A 9547-nucleotide genomic window follows, 5' to 3' on the forward strand; every position below is an offset into this window, starting at 1 on the left:
TTAACTAGGGGATTCAAACTAATTAGCTAACGCTTATATAGCAGGGTTTTGTCTGCAGGTCGTAGCTGGAACTGTTGCAGATTCTGTTTGCCCAGTACCGGATACATCAGTGCTTCCGGGTCATTGTGGTGATATAGACCCAAAGCATGTCCCAGTTCATGTGCCAAGGTCAGACGCAGATCATCTTCTGCATCAAACTGATAGACATGAATTTGATCCCCCATAAAGACGCCTTTATGAAATTCGCGGGCAGGAAAACGCTGTTGTGCTTGAATGATATTCTGCTGATGGTTTTCAAGACCATGTTGATGCATGGATACATTCATATTAAAGGAACTTTGCTGTTCCTGAAGATACTGAAGTTCCCGTTGAAAATTTTCCGATTTACGCTGTAAAGCCAAGACTTCATCTTCAATCTGTTCGCGCTCATATGCGGATAAGTTTGGCTGACGACGTCGTTGCTGCAAGATATGGAATTCATTATTGAGCTGATTTCTTTGTTGGATCAGGCGTTGCTGCTGACTTTCCAGATGCTGATGAGAGGCCTCCAGATTGTTGACCTGACGTTGATATCTGGCTTCATCTGCCCGTAACTGTTTTTCGACTTTCTTTAAGGCATCATATTCTTGCTGTCGATGATCATAAATCAGATGAATACTCAGCTTGGCATTTTCATCATAGACCATCAAATCATCACGATTGCTGCCCTGATGCCAGATCTCGATTGCTTCCTTACTCAGTTGAATCACTTGATCTTTACTCAATCCAAAGCCTGAATCGACCTGATCAATCTGGAAACGCAAACGACTATCGAAAGGATGAGTCAAGCGATCAGCCAGTGAGTTATAGCGCAGTTGTGGATGAGTTTTAGTCTGCATATACACATAAGCAGAGATGATGAATCCCACCACCAGCAGACAGAGCAGAAGACGCATATTTGTTATTTAAATGTTTATTTTTTAGAAATATAGCTCAAATTTAGTGCTTTTCCCATGCTTATTTACGTCATCCTTCAGCTTCTGGATAAAGCCCCAATTCGGCCAAGGCCTGCTGTAAAATTTCAAGGCGAATCGCCGGATCCATATTACGTTGCATCTGCATATTGAGTGAAAATGCCACGATCTCGGCCTGTGGCGTTTCGATCCAACCGGTGAGCCAACCAACTTGCGGCTCCACATCCATGCCCCAACCGGATTTGGCATAGAGTCGATAAGCCTGGCGTTCCTGTAACAGTAACATGGCTTTAACTTGCTGCTGCACCCGAGGATCAAAGGCAAGTTGCTCTCGGGCGAGAGCAGAGGCAAATTCGACTTCCTGTTTCGGGGTGATTTTCAAAGGGCCGACCAGCCAGAAGTTATCGACCTGCTGACCAATCTGCTGATTTCCGAAACGAATGCGCTGTACTTCCTGTTGCATCAGTTGCAGACCAATACGACGCGCCAGTTCCTGATAGACCGGTACAGCAGAAGCTTGCATGGCCTCGGCTAGGGTCATATCTTTTTCCCAGGCTGCAAAGCTGCGTTTCTTGCCATCCCATTTAAATACTTCATCAGTGGTAGTTTTACCATGCTGCAGGCCAATCAGGGCATTGAGCATTTTAAAGGTAGAGGCAGGAACATATTCCCTAGTTACACGACTCACATCATTGCCATAGACCTGTAGATCTTGACCACGTTGAATCAATAAAACCCCAGAGCTTTGAGCCTGATCAAATAATCTGGCAATGGCTTGAGTAGATTGCATTGAAGTCACTTGAGAGGGACGAGATGAAACGGGTACGGCACATGCTGTCAGGCTCAAGCTACTGAACAAAGTCAGTAAAATCAGAATTTTCATGGGTTCGGGATATTTTTATGTTGGATGTAACTTAAACAGCTTTACCTGAAAATACGATCCACTTTTAGTAATTTTTATTTTATTCCTTCAAATTGAGCCATAAAAAAACCGCGCTTTCGCGCGGTTTTTTCAGTTAAAGCGACAAATTATTTTTTGTCATCTTTCACTTCAGTGAACTCAGCATCTACAACGCCGTCGTCCGCTTTTTGAGCTTGGCCTTCGCCACCTTGGAATGCATTCGGGTCGAAGCCTTGTGCACCGCCTTGGCCTTGAGCTGCTTCATATGCACGTTGTGTAATTGGCATGATGATGTTTTGCAATGCTTCAGTTTTAGATTTAATCACTTCAGCATCATTTTCTTTAGTTGAAGCTTCAAGTTCAGAAACCGCAGTTTCAACCGCAGTTTTCTCATCCGCAGTCACTTGTTCACCAAGATCTTTCACCGCTTTTTGAGCAGAAGAAATTAACGCATCTGCTTCATTACGTGCTTTCGCAAGCTCTTCGAACTTACGGTCTTCTTCAGCATTGGCTTCAGCATCTTTGATCATCGCTTCGATTTCCGCATCTGACAAACCTGAGTTTGCCTTGATCTGGATCGATTGCTCTTTACCAGTACTCTTGTCTTTTGCAGACACTTTCAAAATACCATCAGCATTGATGTCGAAAGATACTTCAATTTGCGGTACGCCACGTGGAGCAGGTGGAATATCGCCTAACTGGAAGTTACCCAACAATTTGTTTTGCTGCGCCATTTTACGTTCACCTTGGTAAACAGAAATGTCTACAGCAGGCTGGTTGTCTGCAGCAGTAGAGAACACTTGAGATTTCTTCGCAGGAATCGTGGTGTTTTTCTCGATGATTGCAGTCAATACACCACCCATGGTTTCAATACCAAGGGTAAGTGGGGTTACATCAAGCAGGAGTACGTCAGTTTTGTCACCAGACAATACTGCACCTTGAATCGCTGCACCAATTGCTACTGCTTCGTCAGGGTTCACGTCTTTACGTGGCTCTTTACCGAAGAATTCCTGTACTTTTTGTTGTACAAGTGGCATACGTGATTGACCACCCACCAGGATTACATCAGAGATGTCAGAAGTCGAAAGACCTGCATCTTTAAGTGCAATCTTACATGGTTCAATAGTACGAGCCACAAGATCAGCCACTAAACCTTCAAGTTTTGCACGGGTAACGTTGATCACCAAGTGTTTAGGACCAGTCGCATCCGCCGTGATGTATGGAAGGTTGATTTCAGTCGCGTTAGAAGAAGAAAGTTCAATCTTCGCTTTTTCTGCTGCTTCTTTTAAACGTTGCAACGCAAGCGGATCTTGTTTCAGGTTAAAGTTCTGTTCTTTCTTGAACTCTGCAACCAGATACTCGATTAACGCGTTATCGAAGTCTTCACCACCCAGGAATGTATCACCATTGGTAGATAACACTTCAATTTGCTGGTCGCCATCCAAGTCTGCGATTTCAATGATTGATACGTCAAAAGTACCCCCACCCAAGTCGTAAACTGCGATTTTACGATCGCCTTCTTTCTTGTCCATACCGAAAGCAAGTGCCGCAGCCGTTGGTTCGTTGATGATACGTTTAACTTCTAGACCGGCAATTCGACCTGCATCCTTGGTTGCCTGACGCTGTGCATCGTTGAAGTAAGCAGGAACAGTAATGACTGCTTCAGTCACTGTTTCGCCTAGGTAATCTTCAGCAGTTTTCTTCATCTTTTTCAAGATTTCGGCAGAAACCTGTTGTGGCGCAAGTTTTTTGTCATTGACCTCAACCCAGGCATCACCATTGTCAGCTTTGATGATCTTATAAGGAACCAGACCAATATCTTTTTGTACCGCTTGGTCTTCATAGCGACGACCGATCAAACGTTTGATCGCGAATAATGTGTTTTTCGGGTTAGTTACTGCCTGACGCTTTGCAGATTGACCCACAAGAATCTCGCCATCTTTATAGGCAATAATAGATGGCGTTGTACGTGTGCCTTCAGCATTTTCGATTACTTTAACTTTGTCGCCTTCAAGTACTGCAACACATGAGTTGGTAGTACCTAAGTCAATACCAATAATTTTAGCCATTTGGATGTTTCCTCAAAAATTTTCTTGTGATTTCCACTTGTTATCTGATATGAGAGTCATTCTTTTTTTTTCAAGTAACATTTTTGAAAAAAATGTACAAACTCCCTAATTTATTCAGCTTAAGCGCCAACCATCACCATTGCAGGACGCAATAAGCGACTGTTTAACGTATAGCCTTTTTGTAAAACAGTACCAATTTCATTTGCTTTGACATTTGCATCAATGCCTACCGCCTGATGAAACTCGGCATTAAATCCGTTACTGGTATCTACGACCACTACACCAAATTTTTCCAGTGTAGTGAGCAATGACTTCAGGGTAAGTTTTACACCCTCAAGCAAAGCAGACTCTTCTTCATTCGCGGCAATAATTGCGCGCTCAAGATTGTCAACAGTATCCAAAAGCTCTTTGGCGAATTTTTCTAATACCGTATCTTTATGTTTTTGAGATTCACGCTGAATGCGTTCCACACTTTTCTGTGCTTCATAGACTGCATTGGCCGTACGCGCTTTCTCGAGCTTTAAGTCACCTTCAAGCTGGGCAATTATCTCTTGTAAAGACTCAACAGAAACTTCTGCCTGCTCGGATTCAGCCTGAGTTTGCGCTAGATCTTGTTCTGCTTGCTCTTGCTCAAGTTCTTGAGCTTGCTCATTTTGCTCAGTCGCCATTGATTTACTCCGTTTAAATGGGTTCTTAAACATGTACAGTCTACAGTCCTTGGACCTCAGTGTTCATTGTATTAAGACTGAACTTCCAAGGTTGAAATTGTTGATTACCTAAAGAAATCGGGGCAGGGGCCAGAAATTCAAGCATAAGCCAAGATAAATTTTAAGATTTATGCAAAATCCTGAATACTGGAGGGAGAAGATTTCATAATTGTGTACAAAACTTAGAGGGATAAGTTCAAAAATACGACTAGTCTGTATTGGCATAAGACTAGTATCATGATGTAAATATGTTGTATTTATCAGAACTCGAACAAAAAAAATCCAATGAATATTAAAGTGAAAAAACCAGTAATCGTATTTTTAAATCAAATTTATAACTTTAATCTATTTTAAACGTCGATAAAAAAGTTGCATCATACTTCTATTAACAGTGGCCTTGTTCAGAGGAGATAGCCGAACCGGGTCGCTGTTACCCTAACTTAAAGTTACTTTTTTTCAAGCTGAGTATCCCCCCAAACTCAGCTTTTTTTGTCTGTTTATTTATTAGACAAAAAAACGATTAATATTTGACTAATAAAGTATTACACAAAAAATAAGCAACTCTGTATTATCAATTTTAGATTCTATCGCTGTAGTTTCTTCTTATTTTGAATGTGTTTTCGTGGCTTATCCTATTCTCTAGATAAGCCTTTTTTTTGCCCAAAATTTGCTTTTTGGGGTTTGCTTTCATTAATCCGCTATATTTTAGTCTTGTGTAAGATAAAACTTACAGCTTGGGGCGTGAATGTCGTCTTCATGCTAGAACTTTGATGCTATAGGATAATTTATATAGAGAACAGGACGTTCTGGTTGAATTGCTGAGAAGCATAAGCGAAGTGGAAGTTCGTTTAACATAACCCTCTACAAAACCCCTAAAGGGCTTTTCTTTAGGGGTTTTGTTTATCTGGAAGATATCTTTTCCCATTAAAAAAGCTCAATCTGTAACGGAGATGAGATAAGACATTGACTGATCTTTATTATTCTAATTCATGAGGATATGAGATACGTGGCAATGTCATCCACAACTGTCTGAGCCACAACTAAATTAAAAAATAATAGTTTCTGCGAAATATTAAAAAATGCACGATAGCAAACCAGTTTTTTGGTGAGGGGGATTGTTCCCTAAGATGATTTTCTTGGGAAATTCCATTTCTCATTTTTCCAGACAAAAGTAGCAAAAAGATTACAAGTATCTAATTTAAGTTAGAAAAATAGTATTTCTCAATGACAAAAATTAAGGCATTTAAAAATAAACACCTTAATCGCCTGATATTAGTCCCATCCATGCTTTTAATGGATAGAGCGATTCACGTCCTAATCACGACGGTCACGTGAACGTTGCTCCTGCTGGCGTTGGTTGTCATTCCAGCGTGAATTGGAGGAACGATTTTGCTGGACTTTTTTAGTGCGCTGATCTGTTGCACGTTTACGTTCCAGCTCCTGACGACGCTTATTACGATCTGTATCTGCCTGTTTTTGCCGTTGCGTCATGAGATTTTTACGCTGCTGTTCATGGCGTTGCCGTTCCATCTGGTTTTTCCGTCGATCCTGCTCTAACTGTCTTTTACGGTCCTGTTCCCAATCACGACGCTGTAATTCCTGTTTACGTCGATCCTGTTCAATGCGTTTGCGCTGCTGCTGTTCATATTCCCAGCGTTGCCGGTCATAGCGACGATCTTGTTCATAACGACGGTCGTAACGCTGATCATAACCGCCGTCATAATAGCCGCCATCTTCAGGAAATGCGACGCAGCCTACAGCTAAAAATGCAGTCGCCAAAGACAAAGCTATAATTTTAATAGTCATAGGCATCCTCCCGATTTGTAATAAAAAATATACTTAATCACGCAAAAGTACGTCAAAAATAACCTTTAACCGGTCAATGACATCTTCTATAAATCAGGGTAACGTATCGCGCAGAAGCTATGTGTACATAGATATTAAGACTTATATAAGAATATGGTCACTGAAACGCTAATCGTGTAGAAACTATGAAGAATTAAGAGAATAAGGACTGAAAATAATGACTGTGAATCATCCAGTTCTAAAAAGTGTGATGGAAAAAGGACAGGGGACTGCAGCCCGTATGCTAGATCGCATACCCAGCATTGCACAAGAAGCCTTAGCTAAGGCCTTGGATTATCCTTATCTCTATCCTGATTTAGACCCTTTGGTCAAATGCCTGATGGCCATCCAGATAAAACAGGGAAATAGCAGTTTTATCAGTGAAGATGTTGTACATTCACGCACATTGTTTGATGCACGCATGAAAGCCATCCGGGCTAAGCCGACTAGTATCAAAGTTGTAGAAGAGCTGCGCCTGCCTTTACAAAGTGGCAGCATCTTTGCGCGACATTATCATCCTGCACCGCAAAAGAAGTTGCCGATGGTAATTTTTTATCACGGGGGCGCATTTATGGTTGGCGGGCTGGACACCCATGATGAATTCTGCCGGTTGCTGGCAGTGCACGCCAAAGTGCAGGTGCTGAGCGTAGCTTATCCACTGACTCCAGAATTTAGTCCCTTGCAGATGGTAAAGGTCTGTGAAGATGCCCTGGCCTGGGCACATCAGCATAGCAAGCAGCTAAAAGTTTATAAAAACCGTATTGCCGTGGCAGGGGACAGTGCCGGCGGAAATCTGGCTACCGTGGTGGCGCAGCGCAGCGCAGGCAAATCTTATGCAGCACGTGCCCAGCTTCTGCTTTACCCGGCGGTCGACTTTAAAAGTCGTCATCCATCTTTTTATGCCTATAAAGATAGACTGGTGCTCTCAGAGCAGGATATTGATCTGGTAACCTTAATGTATGCTGAAACCCATCAGATGAAACTGGATGATCCGCTGATTTCACCGACCTATGGTGAATTGCGGAACTTGCCGCCAAGTTATGTGATTACCGCGCGGCATGATGTCCTGCATGATGAGGGTTCAATCTATGCGCACAAATTACGTCAGAATGGTGTGAGTGTTCATTATGATGAATATACCGATCAGGCACATGGTTTTATCAACCTGACGCCTATTTCCCGTCGTGCCAAAAAATATGTGATAGAGATCAGCAGGAATTTCCGCAAATTCTGGGACAAAAATAGTTAAATCCAGGCATACACATTCAAAGCATGAATGCAAAAAGGTGTTTCTCATGAAACACCTTTTTTATAGCTAAATTTAAATGTGTGGTTATGCCTTGCTGCTGATCTGTGCTTCAGGAAAGATCAGGTTGAATTTGGGTACATAAAAGCTTTGCAGTAATTTGGCTTTGGAAAAGTCGGGAAATATATCTTCGGCATCTTGCCACTCTACTTGTGAGAGTGTGGAGAGGTGACCACGAAACTGGGGACTAAACTGAAAACGCTGACCTTTCCAGGCTTGCTGAATCTTGAGCATAGAGGCTGGAATATGATGACTATTAATATAGAACTTGCGTGCAGATTTGGTTTTCTTTAGCCGAATAGTCATCTGCTGGTTCTGATGCCGCACCTGACACAGGACTTCCTGATCCTTTTCCTGCCATTCAAATTGTGCATGTTGTTTGGGGATGCCCCATAAATGCTGGCCGTGTATCACTGACTCATGGGTAGACACATAAATTTTAGGAATCGAGCTGAGGTATCGTTTACTAATTAAAGGATGATCCAGGATCAGTAACTCATCATAGGGGCCAATCGGTGAAGTGTGATAACGCACCAATAAGACTTGAATCATACGACCTAGTGGAGAAGGGGCAATACGGAACTGTTTTGCTTGCTCAATAAAACTCGGGGTCAACCAATAATTCAGAATAAAACCCTCACCCTGCAAATGCCAAGGTGGAAACTGGTGGATATTTTGCTCCTGTAATAATGCATGTTTCATTCTTATTCTCTTGTCTTTAGTCGGCAGGTCACTGCATTATGAGTTATAAAAGATTAATATATAGCCATTCACAACCATTACTTATAAGTAGATGAGTTAACAAATGTTAAAGAAATCATTATATGTCATCGCCCTTACTGCGGTCAGTCTACCAAGCTTTGCTGCCAATACTCTTATTGAGATGAAGACTTCAGCCGGAAATATCGAAATTGAACTCTTCAATGACAAAGCCCCCATCTCGGCAAAGAACTTCGAAGACTACGTCAAAAGCAACTTCTATAACGGCACGATCTTTCACCGGGTTATTCCAGGCTTTATGGTGCAGGGTGGGGGCTTTGATATAAACATGCAGGAAAAACCCAATACTAAAGCGCCGATTAAAAACGAATCGTCGAATGGCCTGCAAAATAAACGCGGTACTTTAGCCATGGCCCGCACCAATCAGCCCGACTCTGCACGAGCACAATTCTTTGTGAACCTGGTCGATAACGCCTTTCTGGATCGTTCTGCCCGAAATGCAGGCTATGCAGTATTCGGAAAGGTTACTAAAGGCATGGATATCGTCGATCAAATTGCTAAAGTGCCGACTCGAAACTATGGAATGCATCAAAATGTGCCGGTAAACCCTGTGAAAATCAACAGTGTGAGCATTAAAGCACCAGTTTTAAAAAACTAGGCATAGAATAAAACAGAAATATTTATTATATATTTCTGTTTTAAAAATATGTACTTATGTGATGTTTCGCATAAAATTGAACCAATTTGGTGCATAAAAATAAAACAGTCGTGATTCTTGTGAGTTAAAAGCGCTTGCACGTGTAAGAAATTGCCCTATAATGAGCCCATACCGACGAGATAGACGGAAACGAACGAAGCACGAAGTGCTGAGTTGTTAAGTATATCGAAGTCCGGCTTCTAGCGCTGACGAAGTGTTGGAAAGATCATTAAGAGCTTATGAAGAACAACTTGTGTGGATTTTTACCGGTTGATTGATCGAAATTATTTTCATTGATTGATGGTAGAAATTACTCGAAGTTTATTTGAGAAATATTTGTCAGAAAATT

The 9547-nt window shown here is 41.8% G+C and carries 8 protein-coding genes; 2 read left to right on the plus strand and 6 right to left on the minus strand.

Going from position 1 to position 9547, the window contains the following annotated elements; translation table 11 throughout:
• Positions 1-26 precede the first annotated feature (26 nt).
• The 5 genes from KUG37_RS12230 to KUG37_RS12250 form a co-directional block, all read right to left on the minus strand.
• Complete coding sequence (locus KUG37_RS12230; RefSeq protein ID WP_216937722.1) at positions 27-935, minus strand: matrixin family metalloprotease; 909 nt, start codon at positions 933-935, stop codon at positions 27-29.
• A 70-nt stretch (positions 936-1005) separates the two neighbouring features.
• Positions 1006-1836: an OXA-134 family carbapenem-hydrolyzing class D beta-lactamase gene (blaOXA, locus tag KUG37_RS12235; RefSeq protein WP_216940475.1), complete on the minus strand. Its 831-nt coding sequence runs from the start codon at positions 1834-1836 to the stop codon at positions 1006-1008.
• 146 nt (positions 1837-1982) lie between these two features.
• Positions 1983-3923: a molecular chaperone DnaK gene (dnaK, locus tag KUG37_RS12240; protein ID WP_216937716.1), complete on the minus strand. Its 1941-nt coding sequence runs from the start codon at positions 3921-3923 to the stop codon at positions 1983-1985.
• A gap of 119 nt (positions 3924-4042) precedes the next feature.
• The gene (gene grpE, locus KUG37_RS12245) at positions 4043-4591 is read right to left on the minus strand and encodes a nucleotide exchange factor GrpE (RefSeq protein ID WP_216937713.1); all 549 of its coding nucleotides are present in this window, start codon (positions 4589-4591) and stop codon (positions 4043-4045) included.
• A gap of 1353 nt (positions 4592-5944) precedes the next feature.
• A complete protein-coding gene (locus KUG37_RS12250; protein WP_216937711.1) occupies positions 5945-6436 on the minus strand; it encodes a hypothetical protein in 492 nt (163 codons plus the stop codon).
• A gap of 217 nt (positions 6437-6653) precedes the next feature.
• Here KUG37_RS12250 and KUG37_RS12255 point away from each other — a divergent pair, with 217 nt between their 5' ends.
• On the plus strand, positions 6654-7724 hold the full coding sequence (locus KUG37_RS12255) for an alpha/beta hydrolase (RefSeq protein ID WP_216937708.1): 1071 nt from the start codon (positions 6654-6656) through the stop codon (positions 7722-7724).
• 84 nt (positions 7725-7808) lie between these two features.
• Here KUG37_RS12255 and KUG37_RS12260 read toward each other — a convergent pair whose 3' ends face one another.
• Positions 7809-8483 (minus strand): acetoacetate decarboxylase family protein, encoded by a 675-nt coding sequence (locus tag KUG37_RS12260; RefSeq protein ID WP_216937705.1) that lies wholly within the window; start codon positions 8481-8483, stop codon positions 7809-7811.
• Positions 8484-8586: 103 nt separating this feature from the next.
• Between KUG37_RS12260 and KUG37_RS12265 the strand changes: the two genes are divergently transcribed.
• Positions 8587-9159, plus strand: coding sequence for a peptidylprolyl isomerase (locus KUG37_RS12265; RefSeq protein ID WP_216940478.1), 573 nt, complete (start codon positions 8587-8589; stop codon positions 9157-9159).
• The last annotated feature ends 388 nt before the right edge of the window (positions 9160-9547 follow it).

The sequence above is a fragment of the Acinetobacter sp. BY419 genome (assembly GCF_019038395.1).
Taxonomy (GTDB): Bacteria; Pseudomonadota; Gammaproteobacteria; order Pseudomonadales; family Moraxellaceae; genus Acinetobacter.

Coding starts and splice junctions, on each gene's coding strand:
- KUG37_RS12230 (WP_216937722.1), bottom strand. CDS start 935: ATGCGTCTTCTGCTCTGTCTGCTGGTGGTGGGATTCATCATCTCTGCT.
- blaOXA (WP_216940475.1), bottom strand. CDS start 1,836: ATGAAAATTCTGATTTTACTGACTTTGTTCAGTAGCTTGAGCCTGACA.
- dnaK (WP_216937716.1), bottom strand. CDS start 3,923: ATGGCTAAAATTATTGGTATTGACTTAGGTACTACCAACTCATGTGTT.
- grpE (WP_216937713.1), bottom strand. CDS start 4,591: ATGGCGACTGAGCAAAATGAGCAAGCTCAAGAACTTGAGCAAGAGCAA.
- KUG37_RS12250 (WP_216937711.1), bottom strand. CDS start 6,436: ATGACTATTAAAATTATAGCTTTGTCTTTGGCGACTGCATTTTTAGCT.
- KUG37_RS12255 (WP_216937708.1), top strand. CDS start 6,654: ATGACTGTGAATCATCCAGTTCTAAAAAGTGTGATGGAAAAAGGACAG.
- KUG37_RS12260 (WP_216937705.1), bottom strand. CDS start 8,483: ATGAAACATGCATTATTACAGGAGCAAAATATCCACCAGTTTCCACCT.
- KUG37_RS12265 (WP_216940478.1), top strand. CDS start 8,587: ATGTTAAAGAAATCATTATATGTCATCGCCCTTACTGCGGTCAGTCTA.